The following is a 15,963-nucleotide window of genomic DNA, read 5'->3' on the forward strand; positions in this document are numbered from 1 at the left end:
GCAACTTCACCTGTTAGGTGAATATACAAAAACTGGTAACTGCTTGTTATTAGTAAAGTTATATAACTAATTTTAAATTAACTCACGGATTCAGGCTTAAATTAACCTTAAATCGGTTGCTGCTATATGAAATGATATTGCACATGCAATTGCCATAAAGTGAGATTTCTTCCATGTACTATTTTGGCACCTATTTTATTTTAGACTAAAACGTTTAATGTTAAAATTAATATAAGGGTCAGGCCAGTTCACCATGAGAGATTTTTGATACGTGTGATGTAAGAGAAATCCCTACATGAGGGTTTTCCAATCTTTATTCCTATCTTTTGGGAAAATGAAAAAATAATTTTTTGCCATGTGGATATTATTAGTGGAAGACGAAAAACAGCTTGCCAACTCATTGAAGCGCGGGCTTGAGGAAGAAGGGCATGTGGTGGAAGTCATGCATGATGGTGAGGAAGCGGAGCTGCAGGGATTTGTGAACGATTACGACGTCGTAGTATTAGACTGGCGGCTGCCGAACCGGGATGGAAAAGAAATTCTGGAAAGCTGGCGGGCAGAAGAACGGGCATACCCGGTGTTGATGCTTACGGCGCTGGGAGACCTGGATCACAAGGTTTCGGGGTTGGATGCGGGGGCGGACGACTATATGAGTAAACCATTCTCGTTCGAAGAACTGCTGGCCCGGGTGAGAGCGCTTGGGAGGCGATCCTCGGATATCACACGATCTGAAAAAGTAACGGTTGGTCCCATCGAGTTAGATTCCCGCCAGCATTGGGTTAAAATTTGCGGCGTTGAACAGTCCCTGAGGCCCAAAGAATTTATCCTGCTGGAATTGCTGCTCAAGGAGCCAGAAACCGTTTTTTCCAAGACACAGATTGCCGAGCGGGTATGGGGATCGGCGGACTATGTAAGTGACAACACCATCGAGGCTACCATTTCAACCCTTCGCCAGAAACTGGCCGAGTCATTTAAGGAGTGCGGGGAAGTTTTATTAAATGATGATTCCCAAATCATTGAAACCATCCGCGGGGCGGGTTATCGACTAAACAGCGCACTAATAAATTCAGATTAATAGTACTTTGGCTAACATATCCTCTTTTTTTAATCGGCTATCCATTTCAAAGAAACTGGCTTTTTGGTATGGGTTGAGCCTGTTTCTAATGCTCAGCCTGTTCGGGTATTTTCTGTACGAGACGTTCCACCAGTCGATCCATCACAATTACGACCGGCACCTTCGTTTTGAGGCTGAACAGTTATTATCACATATCAATACGACGGGTGATACCCTCTCGATTGACCTGTCGGAATACAGCAGAAATGAAGCGCTCAAAAGCGGCATTGAATACGGCACCTACGTACGGCTATATAATGAGAACGGCAGCCTTATTTATCAAAGTCCAAACTACACCGAAGTAGATCAGCCGCTGGAAACAGATATTCCAGATTCGCCCCAAGAGCACTCCTTCAGCAGCCAGTGGCAGGACCTTCCCGCACGAACGTTGTTTTATCCTATCAAAGATAATGACGGTAAATTTTGCGGATGGCTGGAGGTTACCGGCTTCGAGTGGACCCTTCATGAAGAGCTAAACCGCTTCAGGCGGTATATCATCATATTGATAGCTATTAGTGTTGCATTTTCGATTCTGGGGGGATACTGGCTTTCCAGGCGGGCACTGTCACCGGTTGCTTCTATTATTGAGGCTGCTAAAAACATTTCCGCGACGGATTTGGATAATCGCATTCCGGTCAACTACCAGGTGCGGGATGAGCTAACCGACCTGGCAGAGACTTTCAATATCATGTTAAACCGCCTGCAAAAGGGCTTTGAGCGTGAAAAAAGATTTACCTCGGATGCAGCCCATGAACTCATGACTCCTCTTTCTTCGTTGCGGAGTGAGGCGGAAATCATGCTCAGAAAACCCCGGTCAGAAGAAGAATACAGAGAAACCATTGATCGCATGCTGACCGAAGTCAGGAGAATGAGTAAAATGGTGAACCTGCTGCTTCAGCTTTCGCGGGTGGAATCCGTGCATCGTTCCAAACCGGAGGTCATTAATATAAGCCGGATAACCGAAGTTGTGGCAGGTGAATATGAAAAAAAAGCATGTAAAAAGGATATTACTATGGAGGTAACTATTGATTCTGAACTATATATTCGAGCTCATGGGGCCTATATCGAAGAGGTCATCACTAATCTCCTGGAAAATGCTTTAAAATATACTCCCGAAGCAGGAAACGTGAACCTGCAGCTACAACGATCCAGTGGCAAGGCGGTACTCCATACCATTGATTCCGGCATCGGTTTTGATGAAAAAACACAAAAGCACCTGTTTGAACGGTTTTACCGGGCCACACAGCAAGAGGTTCAGGAACAACCCGGCAGCGGACTGGGATTGCCACTCGTAAAGGCTATTGTTAAACTTTATGAGGGTAGAATTCGAGCATACAGTGACGGCCCCGGGAAAGGCAGTACTTTCGTGGTTGAGCTGCCGCTGGTGGACCCACCCCAACCCCTCCCTATGCCGTAAATTCACGGCACAAGGAGGGGCAGTTGCTTTGTAATAGGACAAGGACCCTGTAAAAAAGTCAGTTCTTCTTTTTTCAGGATCTCCCACCCGGCTTTCTCCACATTTTCTACGGTCTTTCGAGCAATATGTACGCCACTTATATAGTGGATAGGAGTATCCAGTTTATCCATGACGGATGCTAATGCAGGGTGATCAGCCCGCATATGTTCCAGAAGGTAAAGTTTTCCACGGGGTTTTGTAACACGGAGGGCTTCTTTCAATCCAAGAACAGGATCGGGAACGGAGCAAAACGCAAAAGTCGCCACAACTTCATCGTAGGTATCATCGGGGAATTCCATCTGCTGGGCATCCATCTCCTGCAGAGTGACATGATTATTCTTAGCTTCTGCCAACAGTTTTTTCGCACGCTTGAGCATGCCGGAAGAGAGATCAACTCCGGTTACCTCAATATCATCAGGATACCAACGGATATTTTTGCCGGTCCCCACACCGATTTCAAGCACTTGGGGACCGTTGACCTTTTTCCACAGCATTTTGCGCCATGTTTTATACCACAGTTGTTCTACAGGCCATTCCATAATGTTGTACACTACCGAAGTGGCGTTATATCGCTTTTTGGTATGTCCGGTATGTTGTCGGTTGTGTTCCACCATTTCATGTTAACTATAATTGCAGCAGATTTTTTTGCACTGGAATTCTATCAGGAAGATTTAAGTCGCACCGTTACGTCAAAATAGACCGTTAACTCGTTGCTGGCCTTGATTAATCCAAGCAAAGCCGTAGGTGGTTTTATATCATATGTTTTCATGCTGATTTGTTTGCGTCCCTTTACCCGGAACCGATCATCGCTGAGCAGCTTGCCTTTTACGTACACCTGCGTGGTATCTTGTGCACCCGCTATTTCGAGCACTCCGGTTGTTTTGATGTTCATCCAGTTGTTCAGTTGATCAACTGAAGAAGTTGTACTATCAACCAGGATCGCATGAAGGAGTTTGTAACTAATGGAGGGGTATTCCCCGGCCTTAAGGGCTTTATACATGTCGTTGTTCATGGCTTTTCTGCCACATTCCAGGGAATAAACCGGAATACTGACGGAGATAGTAACCGCACCGTGACCTTTAACATTTTCTTGAGGATTGCCGGTATTTTCAATCGTTCCGTTGCCGGATAACCGCTCGGCCTGACATCTGTAATCGACAATGCTGGCAGATCCCTCGATCCAAAGTTTGCCTCCCTGTTCTATCTCAATCGCACCTTGTGGCGAAATTTGAGCTTCTGCCGGAAAAGGAATCACTGCCAATAAGCTAACAAACACGATGGGATAAATCCCGGGGAAACGGGGTAAATACCTGCCAGCCAAAGATTGAACAATACTTCTGGTCGGGGACATGAGTTGTCTCAACGTTAATTCGCTGTTAAAAGAATATTGAATTTTATTTCTACTTCTTCCCTGCTTTTAATGGTGCCAAAAATGGCGGAAGGCGGATCAACATCATAATCTTTCATATTGATACCATAGGTTCCTTCAAACCGGTAGTTGTCTTCTCCAACCCTGGTTCCTTTCACCGGAAAGGAAACCTCATTTACGGTCCCGGCAACACTCAAATTTCCTTCCACCTTCAGGGTAAACAATTCAGCAGACTGTACCGTATCGGCCAATGCTGCAGAAATAAGGTTGAACATAATTTCGGGATGATCTTCCTCTTTCAACGCCCCGTAAATTTTTCTATTCATTCCTCCTTTTCCGCTTTCTATTTCCTTGACAGGAATGGTCAGCGAAAATTGTGAAACCGGACTTGCCATGCTGTCCTGTTCAAGCAGGGAAGGCGTTAGCGAGATTTTTGCATTCATCTCTTCTACTTCGGCTTTCCAGTCTTTAATGTTGGAAGTTCCGTTAATGACCATGGTACTGCTCTTGTCTATGGTATATTCGGTTGTTTGAGCCCATCCCTGCCCGGTAATAAGCAGCAGCCCGAGCGATATCCATATAGAGTTAATTATTGTTTTCATAATAAAGGGATTAGTAATTAATTTTCTTGTGAATAACCCAGGTTAATATCACTTACTTTTAATTAATGACGCAGTTAGCAACTGCGCCATTAATTATTTAAGCTCTGATGGTAGAATAATTATGTCTGGCTTAGAAACTGATGACCGCTTCGATTACAACACCGTCAAAGCTTGCACCCTGGAAGTCGGTGTCTTCGTAGCCAGCGCCATCGTAATTTTGTGTTACATACTCAAGTTTTGCGAGTACGTTCTTGGTCAGGAACCAGCCGCCGCCAATGTTGAAGCGATCGATTTCAGTGTCACCACTGGTCATTTCCCCATCGACCATGTTGTAGCGACCGCCGATATAGAGATCTTCGCCGGCACCGAATCTATACAGCAGTTCGGCTCCATACTGGTTGAAGGTGCGGCGGTCATCGGCAGATTTGATTTTGCCGCTGGTATTTTCAAAGACCCCATAGAATTCCAGACCCTGGTATTTTATGAACGGGTTGATCATGAAGGCGGTCATTTCGCCGGGGGCTGCAGGCTGGCCGAAGCCCGGAGTAAAGCTTGGGGCAAAGCGGCCGGCGCGAAAGTTGTCCGGGGTAATAACATCGTAATAGCGGGAACCGGCCCGGTCACCCGAGTACAGGTAAATGGATGCCGACTGTGCAATATTGAGGATGGAGCCGGTTAGGCGCACGCGCAGATCCGGGTTCACTTGTTTGTCGAACCCAAGTTTCCCGTACACGGAGGGTTTAGTTTTAAAGTCATTCTCGGCCGCATCGGTCACGCTTTGGTTCAGTTTGCCGTTGCTTACCCCGAACATGGCCAGCAGGCCTTCATTGTAGTAGTACACCTCACCGGCCACTTCGGTGGTAAACGAATCCATAATGTAGTTGCCTACAAAGGGGTTGTGAATGGCCTGGGCATTGTCTGTTCTTCGGAAGTGATTATCGCCGTAGTTCAACTCCATGTGGCCCACTTTAAAGCGTACCTTGTCCATCAGTCCGCCCAGAAATCCTTCTTGGATAAAGTCGAGTCGGTCTACCTGCAGGAAACCACCTTTAACATAGGCTTCGGTATGGTTTTGAGAAGAGAGGTAGGTACGCAGGTGCATGCGCACGCCGTTGGCAAGCGCAACATCCAGATCCAGATTGGAGGTGGCCAGGTTAAAGTTCGATTCCAAATCGGAGAGGCTGCCTACATCGTTATCTTGATTCAGCGCTTGAAATTGCAGGGTGTTCGCCCCGCCGATACGTATGTTTAAGCCATCGAATTCAACGTCGGTTTTGAACGGGGCTTCAAACTGGTTGAGGCCACGTTGGTCTGGGTATTGGAAGTATTGCATGTCCCGGGTAAATTGTCCGAATGCGCTTCCTACACTCACAAAGAATGTGATAAGTACTAAGGTGATATGTTTGGTTGAAAGTTTCATAATGGACTCCTGTAATGATGTTTGGAATTAAGAAAGTTATAGTTGTTTAGGTTACCGAGCCATGTTTAGTGACTCTTTATTTAAGTTTCTACTCAATGATAATACCTTAACCCTTAAAGCAAGCTTAAATCAGACAAAAAAGACTGGATTTGATTAAAATGAAACATAGCTCAAATTCAAGGTATGACGGGTTTCCTGAAGGTCACGTTTTATGAATCGAATTTTAAACATTGGCCAACGTTCAGGAGAAGAGTTCTGCACATTGTTCTGCATGAACTATTACGCATCATTTTATTAGGCACCTGTCTGAAAGAGATGAGGTAAAAAATAGTATTCGAACCCGGGACGCTTCTTTATTTTCCTGAATTCAGCTATCCAAAACTTATTCCTTTTTTGTTGACAGCCCGAACGGCATGTACAGCGGACAGGTACTGACCAGGCTGGTAAGCAGAAATACGATAGCCAAGATGCCCAGCACAATGGCAACCGTTCCTGAAATAATGTTCATGTAGTATAGCACACCAACCAAGATGGCCAGCAGTGTGCGAATCAACCGGTCAAGTGTTCCCATGTTTTGTTTCATAATAAAACCTCGTACTTATTTATTGATTAAGATTAGGATGTAATCCATTGTACCAAATACACAAGTCCTGTGATAATGCCTACACAAAGCAGGCAAACCAGCAATAGCTTTTTTAATGTATTGCTCGTCCCATTTTGCATATCTAAAAAGACTGTTAGTTGTTATTCATTTGACTGAGGCTGAAGCTCGGAAGCATTCCAGGGCCGGTTTCGTTTGCTGTAGGTTTTTGCAACACGGCTCACATCATCCCGGTTGATTTCCGGAAGGTCGCCCCCGCTTTGAGAACGCAGATAATTTAAAATGGCCGCTATTTCTGATGCACTCAGGCGGGCCTTAAAAGAAGGCATTACTCCCTGGTAGGTTTGCCCGTTCACTTTAATTTCTCCATTAAGCCCGTGCAGAAGGATGCGTATGGGCACGAATTTATCAGTGGTAACCCACTTTGAGTTAACAAGAGGAGGAAACGTCCCGGCTATTCCCCCGGCGTCACTTCCATGACAGGATGCACAGTTCTGGGCATACAAGGTTTTTCCGTTCTTCAGTGCAGAGGGATCTATTTCTTCGCTGGATGAAACACCTGACGGTTCATCAATACCAGGAATCATTCCCATCATCTGCTCAAACCGGCCGGAGAGCTGCCTGTGCATTTCGGCCATCGGCTGCTGCCCCATTTCCCGGTGCATAGCAGCCATTTGTTCGTGCATACCCATCATTTGCTGGTACCATTCCCCGGTCATGTGTCCCTGCCTCTGCATGCTCATCCTCATGCCTCCACCCATCATACCGTCGCCTTGCATATGCCCCTCCATATTTCCGGACATCATTTGCCGGTGGTTGGTCTCCATCTGCCCGTGCATCTGCTGCATTTGGGCGTACAAATACTGCAGATCGGCGGGCAGAGAATCCGGAGAAGTCTCGTATTCCGCGACCAGTGTTTTATAGGCGTTCTGCAGCGAGTCGTAAGTCGTTTCGAGCTGCCGACGCTGTTCGTCGCTCATATAGTTCGAACGTCCCATGTGACAGGAGGCAAAAAACACGGTTACCGATAAAATTAAAACAAATTTCAGGGTGGAATATCTCATGATTCGTAAAAATTGGTTGTTAATGTTGTTGCCACAAAAAAAAAGTAAAGTGGCTATTAATCCATTAGAGTAGTCATGGTCATTAGTTTTCTGTTACGAGTCAAAGGGGGCCGATTACCCTGCAACCTGCAACTCTAAGAACTATAATGTTAAATTACTACTAAGTGCTGGTTGGCTGCTATAGAAGGATGCAGGTGGTGTTATCTTTCTCATGCATTTATGCGGGCAGTAAATTCATTGACCTGCGCATTCTCCGGTCTCTTCCGATCTGAGCCTCCTCTCTGGGTACGGACCTCAAATACGATCTTGTCGTTCCGGTAGAACCGCTTCTGAAAATAGATCGGTTTATCCCCGATGGTGTACGAAATCCTGTTGATCAAAAGCAAGGGAGTATGTTCTTCTACTTCCAGATGGGAAGCCAGCGTTGCATCGGTGAGCGTCGCCTCCAGGCGATAGCAGCCTTTTTCCACCGGAATTTCAAATTCGTTTTCCAAAACCTTGAATATGGTTGTCTCCTCCAAGTCAAATCCTTCAATAAGCTGTCCATAAAATACGGGTAACCAGGTAATATCATAAGCGATAGGCTGTCCGTTGCCGAGCCGGATACGCTCAAGTCTTACTACGATACCGCCTTCTTTAACATTCAGGTAGGAAGCGACCACTTCACTGACTTTTTCCTGTCCCAGGGATATCACTTTTGAGGAAGTCTGTAAACCGGATCCGGCCAACTCTTCGTTAAAATCCTTTAGCTGTGCGAACGACTGATGCGTTCGATGGTCGCTCACAAACGACCCCAGTCCCTGGCAGCGGTAAATAAGCTGCTCATTTTCCAGCGTTTGCAAAGCCCGCCTGACGGTAACACGGCTGACCTCGAAGGTGTCGCTCAGCTCGTTCTCGGAGGGCAGTTTTTCATTTACCTTTAACGAGCCATTCTGGATCTGTTCGCGCAGCCAGTCGCTGATCTGCTTGTGAAGGGGGATACCATCTTGTAATTCCATAAGCTTTCCAATTTACAAGGTTCAATTTTTAACAAATATAGTCATTAATAATTAAAATAACCATACCTGTAAATACAAGTACAATTCGTGATTCATAAGAAAAGAGTAATTTTTTTTAAAATTTAAGCTTTATTTAAGGTTTAGGCTGTATCTTTCAAACAGTAATAACTTGTATTGACATGTCAATTATAATCATATTTTGGGACTCGCAAAAAATACCGAAAGAGCACATATTATGAAATACTTCACTTCAAAAACGACAGACCGATCGTACGAACAGGCCATAGCCGATGTAACCGAACTCCTTAAAGAAGAAGGATTCGGCGTCTTGACGGAAATCGACGTCAAAGAAACCCTGAAAAAGAAGCTGGACGTGGATTTTAAAAAGTATAAGATATTGGGGGCTTGTAATCCCAACTTTGCCCACCAGGCTTTGCAAGCAGAAGACAAAATTGGCGTAATGCTGCCGTGCAATGTGATCGTAGAGGAGCACGAAGACGGTACGGTAGAAGTCTCGGCCGTGGACCCGGTAGCGTCCATGCAGGCCGTTGACAATGACAAACTGCAGCCCATAGCCGAACAGGTTCGGGCCAACCTTAAAAAGGTGATCAACAAACTGTAATCACAACACGCTCTATTTGAAGTATCTGAATAAATGTTTAGTTCAAATCATACACAAAACAAATGGTGACTATTATGAAACGCTTAACCACAATATTCGCACTCATGTTCTCTTTGATGCTGATCGCAAGCACTGGCTTTGCCCAGCAGAAGAAAGCTGACATGAGCCAAAAGAAACAACAAATGATGGAAATGATGCAGGATTCGACCATGCGGTCCATGATGATGGAGCATATGGCACAGAATCCCGAAATGCGCAAGCAGATGATGCAGTCCATGATGCAAAACATGAAGATGGACAGTACCATGATGATGGGTAATATGCAGGGTATGATGGATAACCCTGAAATGAAGCAACGCATGCAAACCCATATGCAGATGATGCAATCCATGATGAAGGATGGAAATATGGATCAGGCCAAGATGAAGGAGATGATGAACAATCCCATGATGAAAAAGATGATGCCGATGCATATGATGTGCATGCAGATGATGCAGGGGGATATGATGGATCAGAAAGGCATGATGAACAAGGACGGAATGAAGTCCGGCAACGGTGACCATCAGCAACATCATAATTAATCAATGAACTGGCATCTGCCCGGGGACCAATAACCCGGGCGGTTATTAACTATTAAAATTATGGAGCAATTATGCATGGATTTGACGGCTTCGGAGGCGGCTGGATGATGATACTCTGGTGGATACTGATCATTGTGGCAATTGTAGCCCTGCTTAAATGGGCGGTCCCCTCATCCGGAAGATGGCCCGGAAGTGAGCGGCAGCCCCAAAGCAAAAGCGCACTGGACATTCTAAAAGAACGGTACGCCAGGGGTGAAATTGACAAGGACGAGTATGAAAGAAAGAAGAAAGACTTGCTGAATTAGCAACACAGAATACCAATCTGATTAAACGAATTTATAAATAGAATTAAACCTATGAGCATCCCTTTATCCATACTACTTCGGGTTCTGCCAGCCGGGCTGCTACTGTTGGCAACAATACAGCCCCTGGCGGCCCAAAATAATGAAACCGGCGGTCAGAGTGTACGCAAGATGAGTCTCGTAAAAGTGCTGAATATAGCAGAAAAAGAGAACTTCCAGGTACGCATGGCTGAGTCCGACATTGAAATAACACGGTCGCAATACCGGCAGACGAACGCCGCCTTTTTGCCCCGGATTTCACTGGAAGAGACGGGAGTCAGCACTAATGATCCGCTGAATGTCTTCGGCTTTAAACTGAAGCAGGAATCGGCAACGACCGCCGATTTTAACCCTGCACGGTTAAACGCTCCCGACCCGTATGAGAACTTTACGACCAAACTGCAAGTACAACAGCCTCTGTTTAATCCCGATCAGCTATTCCGGCGCAGTGCGGTGAAGAACCAGCTCAATGCTGTAAAAGAGCAACTGGAGGGCACACAAAGCTATGCCCGGTTTCAGGTTAAGGATACCTATTACCAGCTGCTGCTTACCGAAGAACGGCTTTCTGTTATCAATACGTCGCTGAAAGCGGCGCATAAAAATGAAGAACGGGCCCGGGATTTACGCGAGCAGGGTATGGTAAGCAAGGCTGACTACCTGGCCGCGGCCGTTCGGGTCCGGGATTTGGAAAGCCGTCAGTCCGAGGCAGAAAATCAGCGGCAATCGGTTCAGGAGAATTTACGTTTTCTGCTGGGGATGAACGAAGAGGTTGTTATTCAACCGACGGACAGCCTGCAGATGGCTTCGGCTTCTCTGGGTTCGATACCAGATAACCCGCCAGTAGAAAATTCAACATTACAAGCTCTGCAATACCGGGTTCAGGCAGCCGAAGAGATGGTAAAATCCTCGAAGTTCAGTTTTTTACCGAGTTTAAACGCCTTTGGCAGTTACGAATTTAATGACAAGGTGCTGCTGGGCACCCGCGGCGAAAGTTACTTTGTGGGCGCCACCCTGAAATGGGACCTATTCAGCGGCTTCAGCAAAGCGGGCAAGGTGATGCAATCACGGGCTGAGCTGAAAAAAGCCGAAGTGGCCTACCGGAGCCGGTCGCTGAAAACCCGGATGGAAATCAAGCAGGCCCGCCGCTCGGTAAAACAGGCCCAAAAACAGTTCGATTTCGCCGATGCTTCCGTGGAGCAGGCTGCTGAAGATTTTCGCATCCGCTCCGACCGCTATCAGCAGGGCATGGAAACAACCTCAGATCTGCTACAGGCAGAAGCGAGGTTATCACAAGCCCGTCTGCAGCGGCTTAATGCCCTGTATCAGTATAATATCAGTATTGCCAGGCTGGAGCTGCTGCTCGAACAGGAGCTACCCAATTAACCCCCAAAATTTTTGAGATAAGATGAATATCAAAACGACAAATACCATGAAAAGGAACCAAATATTTACGACCACCGCCAAGCTGTTGGCAGTCGTACTGCTTTCTTTTTCGGCCTATTCGTGCAGTTCACCGGAAGAACCCCCGCAGGAAACTGAAAATCCTGTCACGGTGGCCATAGAAACGGCGGAACGTAGTCAAATGCCAGCTTCGTACCATTTTTCAGGGACCGTCAAAAGCGAACATACGGTACATCTCAGTACCAAAGTGATGGGAAAGATTACGCAGCTGGATGTGGAGGCCGGGGATTTTGCCCGGAAGGGAGACGTACTGGTACGTATCAAAGACGATAACCTGCAGGCACAGAAAAACCAGGTGGAGGCGAACCTGGCACAGGCTCGTTCAGCCCTGCAGAATACCGAAACCAACTACAAGCGCCTGAAGGCCCTGCATGAAAAAGGGAGCGCCACCCAAAAAGAATTCGATGACATTAGTACCCAATACGAGTCGGCTAGGGCAAATGTAACCGCCCTCAACGGAAAGCTGCAGGAAATCAACGATATGCTGGATTATACGGTGCTGGAAGCTCCCTTTAACGGCTACGTGGTTGCAAAGCAGGTTTCGCAGGGCGACATGGCGGGACCCGGACAGCCGCTCATATCTTTTGAACAGGAAAAGGGAATGAAGGTGATAGTAACGGTGCCGGAGACGGAAATTGCTCTGTTTAGTCTTAATGATACGGTGTCGGTGGATGTTAAAGCGGCCGGGCGGCAACAGCTTGCCGGTGTAGTATCCAGTGTAAATCCTTCAGGCAGCCGGGCAAGCCGTCAATTTATGGTGGAAGTAAGGTTGCCGGAGTTGAGCAGGAATCACGGCCTTAAATCAGGAATGTTTGCCGAAATCGGGCTCGGGTCTGTCTCAGATTCTTCGTTGACCGTACCCAAAACCGCCATTGTAGAGCGGGGGCAGCTTACCGGCCTGTACACACTTACCGACGATTCAGAAGTACTGCTTCGCTGGGTTCGTCTCGGAGATTCAAGCGGGGACCAGGTTGAGGTACTGTCAGGTCTGGCGCCGGGCGAACGATATGTATCGTCTTTTGGAGCCCCGCTTCGCGAAGGACAAAAAGTGAATGCACAGTAACAGCACAGAACGAAACAGATATTATGAAAACCGGAATAGCAGGAAACATTGCAAAGGCCTTTATTGACTCAAAGCTGACACCACTGCTAATGGTGGTGTTTTTGGGACTGGGTTTCTATGGAACCTATTTAACGCCCCGCGAGGAGGAGCCGCAAATTGATGTACCGATGGCTGATATCTTTGTCGGTTACCCGGGCGCTTCGCCAGATGAGGTGGAAAAAAACATCTCCATACCGCTTGAAAAAGTGCTCTCAAATATTGAGGGAGTGGAATATGTCTATTCTACCTCCATGCCTGACCAGGCGATGGTCTCGGCCCGCTTCTATGTGGGCGAAGATGTGGAGCGAAGCCTGGTACGCTTGTATAACGAGCTGATGAAAAATATAGACCGGCTGCCTGAGGGGGCCACCATGCCGATGGTCAAGTCGCGCTCCATCGACGACGTGCCCATTATGACGCTGACGCTCTGGAGCAAATCGTACAGCGATTTTGAGATCCGCCGTGTGGCTGATGAGCTGGCGCTGGAGATCAAACAAATCGAGAATGTTGCCCAGACCGATATCCACGGCGGGCGGACGCGCCAGGTTGAGGTCTCCCTCGACAAAAATAGAATGGCCTCCTACGGTATCTCCCCGATGAAGGTAGCCCGGCAGATACAGGCGGCCAACCAGGAGCTTTCCTCGGGTTCATTCAGTAAAAATGACACGCAGTACCTGGTAGAAACCGGCAGTTTCTTTCGCAATGCCGAAGAGGTGCGCAACCTGGTGGTTGATGTACAGGGCGGCGACCCGATTTACCTGAAGAGTATTGCGGAAGTGACCGACGGGCCGCAGGAACCGGGCGAATATGTTTCCTACGGGGTGGGAAATGCCAAAGCGGAGAGGACCGGAATGAATATCGGGGAATCCTATCCCGCGGTGACGCTTTCGATAGCCAAGCGTCCGGGTTCGGATGCCATGTTTATTGCCGAAAAAGTTCAGGAAAAAGTGGATAAGTTGGATGGCAACCTTATGCCTGCGGACATCACTGTGACGACTACGCGTAATTACGGAGAGACCGCCGCCGCGAAAGTGCTTTCCCTGCTGGAACACCTGTTGGCTGCTATACTTGCGGTGACCGTGGTGGTTGCGCTGGCTATGGGATGGCGGGGTGGTCTGGTGGTCTTTTTGTCGGTACCGGTTACCTTCGCCCTGACCCTGTTCCTTTACTACATGTTCGGCTACACCCTGAACCGCATCACCCTTTTTGCGCTGATATTTGTAACAGGTATTGTGGTGGACGACTCCATTATTATAGCTGAAAATATGCACCGCCACTTTAAGATGCGCAAGTTGCCGTTGAAGCAGGCGGCGATTGCAGCAATTAACGAGGTAGGAAACCCGACCATCCTGGCTACCTTCACCGTCATTTCGGCGGTACTACCGATGGCTTTTGTATCAGGTTTGATGGGGCCGTATATGAGCCCTATGCCCATTGGCGCATCGTTGGCTATGATCTTTTCTCTGGTCGTAGCACTGGTTATCACTCCGTGGCTGGCTTACATGCTACTGCCCCATGTGAAGCCGGAAAAAGACGAGAGCGGCGCCGACAAGGAGTACCGGCTTGAAGAGACCCGTATCTACAAATGGTACTCGCGCATTGTGAAACCGCTGCTGGAGAGCGTAACCAAGCGATGGGTGTTTATCGGAGGCGTAACCGCTTTGCTTTTCGCCTCAATGCTGCTCTTCGTATTTCGCATGGTGGAAGTAAAAATGCTGCCTTTTGACAATAAAAACGAGGTACAGCTCATCATCGATATGCCCGAAGGCACCACCCTGGAGCGGACCAATGCCGTGGCACGGGAAGTGGGATTAAGTTTAAAAGAAGTGCCGGAAATTCTTGATTATCAAATTTATGCCGGTACCAACGCCCCTATTAATTTCAACGGACTGGTACGGCACTACGACCTGCGCAACGGGGCAAATATCGCGGATATACAGGTGAACCTGATGGATAAAGGGAATCGCAGCGATCAAAGCCATGCTATTGCCAAGCGCATCCGTCCCATCGTGCAAAAGGTGGGCGATAAATACAACGCCAACATCAAAGTGGTAGAAGTACCGCCGGGCCCGCCCGTACTATCCACGCTGGTTACCGAAATATATGGCCCTGATGAAGAACAGCGCCAGAGGGTAGGGCGTAAGGTGAAAAATATCTTCGAAGATATGGAGGGAATTGTTGATGTAGACTGGATGAAGGAAGCGCCCCAGACCAAATATAAGATGGATGTGAATACCGAAAAAGCGATGCTTTCCGGCATTTCATCCCGGCAGGTGGTGCAGACGGTCAGGATGGCGCTGAGCGGCAAGCCTGTTTCACGACTTTATAGCGAAAAGGAGGTCAATGATATCCCTATTGTTTTAAAGCTATCTGAAAACGAGCGTTCCGGAATTGAGCAGTTAAGCCGCCTTTATATGCAGTCGGCTTCCGGCGCTATGATTCCGGTAACAGATTTAGTAACGGTGACCGAAGATACGTTGGAGCCGAGTATCTATCGCAAAAACCAGCGCCGGGTGTTGTATGTAACGGCCGAGGTGGCCGGGGCCATCGAGAGCCCGGTCTATGCCATCCTGGATACCGGCGAAAAGATTGATGCCATTGATATGCCTGCCGGTTACAACCTGGATCAGATTTTTGCAGGTCAGCCCTTCATGCAGGAGGATTATACGCTGAAGTGGGACGGAGAATGGCAGATTACCTACGAAGTATTTCGTGACCTCGGGATCGCTTTCGCCGTTGTACTGGTGATTATCTATATGCTCATTATCGGCTGGTTCCAGGATTTTATGGTCCCCATTATTATGATGATCGCTATTCCGCTTTCACTGGTCGGTATTCTCATCGGGCACTGGCTGCTGGGGGCTTTCTTTACAGCAACCTCGATGATCGGTATGATCGCCCTGGCAGGAATCATGGTGCGCAATTCCGTGCTGTTGATTGACTTTATCGAAATACGGCTTAATGAAGGAGAAAAGATGAAGCAGGCGGTTATTGAAGCCGGGGCCGTGCGCAGTATGCCTATTTTGTTGACGGCCGGTACGGTGGTTATAGGGGCATTTGTAATACTGTTCGATCCGATTTTCCAGGGATTGGCCATTTCTCTGATGGGCGGAGCAATAGCGTCAACCGCCCTTACGCTGCTGATGGTTCCGCTAATTTATTACATGGTGGAAAAGAAAGCCGATCAGCTGAAAGACAGCAACACGGAAACATAGTTTAAAATTAATCTTCA

The 15,963-nt window shown here is 47.5% G+C and carries 15 protein-coding genes; 8 read left to right on the forward strand and 7 right to left on the reverse strand.

Annotated features, from left to right (window positions below; genetic code table 11):
- The first annotated feature begins 355 nt into the window (after positions 1–355).
- Together BUB16_RS18070 and BUB16_RS18075 are read left to right on the forward strand one after the other, a co-directional pair.
- Positions 356–1,075: a response regulator transcription factor gene (locus BUB16_RS18070; protein ID WP_073067701.1), complete on the forward strand. Its 720-nt coding sequence runs from the start codon at positions 356–358 to the stop codon at positions 1,073–1,075.
- 7 nt (positions 1,076–1,082) lie between these two features.
- The gene (locus tag BUB16_RS18075; RefSeq protein ID WP_073067703.1) at positions 1,083–2,531 is read left to right on the forward strand and encodes a sensor histidine kinase; all 1,449 of its coding nucleotides are present in this window, start codon (positions 1,083–1,085) and stop codon (positions 2,529–2,531) included.
- A gap of 2 nt (positions 2,532–2,533) precedes the next feature.
- Here the strand turns inward: BUB16_RS18075 and BUB16_RS18080 are convergent, their stop codons facing one another.
- From BUB16_RS18080 to BUB16_RS18110, 7 genes are all read right to left on the reverse strand, one after another.
- On the reverse strand, positions 2,534–3,184 hold the full coding sequence (locus BUB16_RS18080) for a class I SAM-dependent methyltransferase (protein WP_073067705.1): 651 nt from the start codon (positions 3,182–3,184) through the stop codon (positions 2,534–2,536).
- A 47-nt stretch (positions 3,185–3,231) separates the two neighbouring features.
- Complete coding sequence (locus BUB16_RS18085) at positions 3,232–3,825, reverse strand: YceI family protein (protein WP_139240373.1); 594 nt, start codon at positions 3,823–3,825, stop codon at positions 3,232–3,234.
- A 110-nt stretch (positions 3,826–3,935) separates the two neighbouring features.
- The gene (locus BUB16_RS18090) at positions 3,936–4,541 is read right to left on the reverse strand and encodes a YceI family protein (RefSeq protein WP_073067709.1); all 606 of its coding nucleotides are present in this window, start codon (positions 4,539–4,541) and stop codon (positions 3,936–3,938) included.
- A 130-nt stretch (positions 4,542–4,671) separates the two neighbouring features.
- Positions 4,672–5,961, reverse strand: coding sequence for a hypothetical protein (locus tag BUB16_RS18095; RefSeq protein WP_073067711.1), 1,290 nt, complete (start codon positions 5,959–5,961; stop codon positions 4,672–4,674).
- A gap of 382 nt (positions 5,962–6,343) precedes the next feature.
- On the reverse strand, positions 6,344–6,544 hold the full coding sequence (locus BUB16_RS18100; RefSeq protein ID WP_073067713.1) for a YgaP family membrane protein: 201 nt from the start codon (positions 6,542–6,544) through the stop codon (positions 6,344–6,346).
- A gap of 161 nt (positions 6,545–6,705) precedes the next feature.
- Positions 6,706–7,626 (reverse strand): c-type cytochrome, encoded by a 921-nt coding sequence (locus tag BUB16_RS18105; protein WP_073067715.1) that lies wholly within the window; start codon positions 7,624–7,626, stop codon positions 6,706–6,708.
- A 209-nt stretch (positions 7,627–7,835) separates the two neighbouring features.
- Positions 7,836–8,624, reverse strand: coding sequence for a GntR family transcriptional regulator (locus tag BUB16_RS18110; RefSeq protein WP_073067717.1), 789 nt, complete (start codon positions 8,622–8,624; stop codon positions 7,836–7,838).
- Positions 8,625–8,859: 235 nt separating this feature from the next.
- Here BUB16_RS18110 and BUB16_RS18115 point away from each other — a divergent pair, with 235 nt between their 5' ends.
- The 6 genes from BUB16_RS18115 to BUB16_RS18140 all read left to right on the forward strand — a co-directional run bounded on the left by BUB16_RS18115 (position 8,860) and on the right by BUB16_RS18140 (position 15,946).
- Positions 8,860–9,246, forward strand: a complete 387-nt coding sequence (locus tag BUB16_RS18115; protein ID WP_073067720.1) for a DUF302 domain-containing protein — start codon at positions 8,860–8,862, stop codon at positions 9,244–9,246.
- A 74-nt stretch (positions 9,247–9,320) separates the two neighbouring features.
- Positions 9,321–9,827 carry a hypothetical protein gene (locus BUB16_RS18120; RefSeq protein ID WP_073067722.1) on the forward strand — a complete coding sequence of 169 codons (507 nt, stop codon included), beginning with the start codon at positions 9,321–9,323 and terminating at the stop codon, positions 9,825–9,827.
- Positions 9,828–9,898: 71 nt separating this feature from the next.
- Positions 9,899–10,132 carry an SHOCT domain-containing protein gene (locus BUB16_RS18125; protein ID WP_073067723.1) on the forward strand — a complete coding sequence of 78 codons (234 nt, stop codon included), beginning with the start codon at positions 9,899–9,901 and terminating at the stop codon, positions 10,130–10,132.
- Positions 10,133–10,183: 51 nt separating this feature from the next.
- Positions 10,184–11,551 carry a TolC family protein gene (locus BUB16_RS18130; RefSeq protein WP_073067725.1) on the forward strand — a complete coding sequence of 456 codons (1,368 nt, stop codon included), beginning with the start codon at positions 10,184–10,186 and terminating at the stop codon, positions 11,549–11,551.
- A gap of 46 nt (positions 11,552–11,597) precedes the next feature.
- The gene (locus tag BUB16_RS18135) at positions 11,598–12,692 is read left to right on the forward strand and encodes an efflux RND transporter periplasmic adaptor subunit (RefSeq protein ID WP_073067803.1); all 1,095 of its coding nucleotides are present in this window, start codon (positions 11,598–11,600) and stop codon (positions 12,690–12,692) included.
- 23 nt (positions 12,693–12,715) lie between these two features.
- Positions 12,716–15,946, forward strand: a complete 3,231-nt coding sequence (locus BUB16_RS18140; protein ID WP_073067727.1) for an efflux RND transporter permease subunit — start codon at positions 12,716–12,718, stop codon at positions 15,944–15,946.
- The last annotated feature ends 17 nt before the right edge of the window (positions 15,947–15,963 follow it).

The organism is Fodinibius roseus (genome assembly GCF_900129315.1).
Taxonomy (GTDB): domain Bacteria; phylum Bacteroidota; class Rhodothermia; order Balneolales; family Balneolaceae; genus Fodinibius; species Fodinibius roseus.